The following is a 1916-nucleotide window of genomic DNA, read 5'->3' as shown; positions in this document are numbered from 1 at the left end:
TTATTTAATTGTAAATGAGTTATATATTGTGATTCAAATCATAAAAAATTTAAACAATATTTCATTATGTAATTTGAAATGATGATAAGTTTTGGCAGAAGAATTGTTTTAAAGAATCGAACTAAATTATTCTTTTTTAATCACTTCAAATTATATTATTATGGAATCATCTAACCTGACATTAAATAATATTGGACAGCATCTTCTTAAAAGAGAAGAAACTATTTCAATAGCAGAAAGTGTTACTTCGGGTTCACTGCAAATGGCTTTTTCGCAAATCCCTCAAGCGGAACAATTCTATAAAGGTGGCTTAACTGCATATAATTTGGAACAAAAAGTCAACCTATTAAATATTGATCAAGACGAGGCTATATCTGCGAACTGCGTATCAAGAAATATTAGTGAGCAAATGGCTATAAATGTTGCTAAGCTTTTTAATACAGAATGGGGAATTGCCACAACCGGATTTGCTACACCTGTAGAAGAATCCAACGGTGAGATTTATGCTTACTACTGTATTTCTTATAAAGGGACAATCATCAGAAGTGATAAGATTGAACTTCATCCAATGACAAAAGCGGTTGATGCACAAAACTATTTTATGGAGTATGTTATTGGTTGTCTTAGATGTGAAGTAAAGAGAGATCATTTAGAAGTAATAACTTAGGATGAAGGATTCATTAAAATAGCAAATATTAAATTCAAAATATTTAAATAAAAAATTATGGCAACTACCGCAAAAAAGACAACTGTACGAAAAACTCCGGCAAAAAAAGATGCTGCAAAAGAATTGAAAGATCTTTTTGAGGATGGTCTCAAAGATATCTATTGGGCAGAAAAAGCATTGGTAAAAGCCTTACCAAAAATGCACAAAAATGCTACCAATGAGAAGTTGAAAAATGCTATTGTCCAACATTTAAAAGAAACTGAAGGACACGTAAGCCGATTGGAAGAATGTTTCAAATCTATGGGTAAAAAAGCACAGGCTAAAAAATGTGATGCTATGCAGGGTTTGTTGGACGAAGCCGATAGTATTCTAAAGGAAACAGAACCGGGAACTGTACGAGATGCCGGCATTATTGCCGCTTCTCAAAAAGTTGAACACTATGAAATTGCCACCTATGGAACATTAGCTGCTTTTGCAAAAGTGTTGAAAGAAAAAGTAGCATTAAAAAATCTACTTGCCACATTAGAAGAAGAAAAACAATGCGACAAGTCATTGACAAAGCTTGCTGATACAAATTTGAATGTAAAAGCTAAGTAAATAAATTACTAAGCTTTCTTTATTAGAAGTATATCAATCAGAGAGCAATTAATTGTTCTCTGATTTTTTCTAATGAAATTTTAAATTACAAAAAAATAAAGCTGATCCGTATGAAAGCAAAATCAATACGAGGAGTTCCAATACAATATAAGGGATCATTTCACGATACAGAAAGTCAGAAAAACATTATTGTACCGGAAATATTAGATAATAAATTTAGCATTCTAAAAAATCGTTTTTACTCTATTAATTACTGGAATGATTATTCAGGAAATGGTTTTGCTGACTTTAACCTGTTTAATTCTTTAGGATTGCATATAGACAGGCATCCTCGGGTCGGTGATTTTATTAGAATTGACATTCCCGGTCCAGGTAATGTCGGTTCAAAAGGTTATGACTGGGTGAGAATCGATGAAATCACTTTGACAACTAATGATGAAAAAGAAATACATTTGATTACCTGCAGACCTTCTGCGTCTCCTAAAGGAAATCCTAAACATATAGAACATTTTTATTCTGATAGTGCAACATCTACATTCATTATTGAAAAAGGAATTGATTATATTAAAGTGGGAATATATGGACGAAATGAAATACCCAATACGAAGAATAAAGGTATATGGACTTTAGTCAGAAATTTTATAGTGACTTT

At 31.7% G+C, this 1916-nt stretch carries 3 protein-coding genes; all 3 read left to right on the top strand.

All coding sequences use genetic code 11. The features are described 5' to 3' along the window. Window positions 1-160 precede the first annotated feature (160 nt). Window positions 161-667 (top strand): CinA family protein, encoded by a 507-nt coding sequence (locus tag DRF58_RS17965; RefSeq protein WP_116037321.1) that lies wholly within the window; start codon window positions 161-163, stop codon window positions 665-667. Between the two features lie 57 nt (window positions 668-724). Continuing rightward, window positions 725-1264, top strand: coding sequence for a YciE/YciF ferroxidase family protein (locus DRF58_RS17960; protein WP_116037319.1), 540 nt, complete (start codon window positions 725-727; stop codon window positions 1262-1264). Window positions 1265-1374: 110 nt separating this feature from the next. After that, the coding region (locus DRF58_RS17955; RefSeq protein ID WP_116037318.1) for a hypothetical protein at window positions 1375-1916 on the top strand (542 nt) is incomplete at its 3' end.

This window comes from Epilithonimonas hispanica, from assembly GCF_003385395.1.
Lineage (GTDB): Bacteria > Bacteroidota > Bacteroidia > Flavobacteriales > Weeksellaceae > Epilithonimonas > Epilithonimonas hispanica.
The sequence above is the reverse complement of the archived record's forward strand: the minus strand, read 5'-3'. Positions and strand labels throughout refer to the sequence as shown.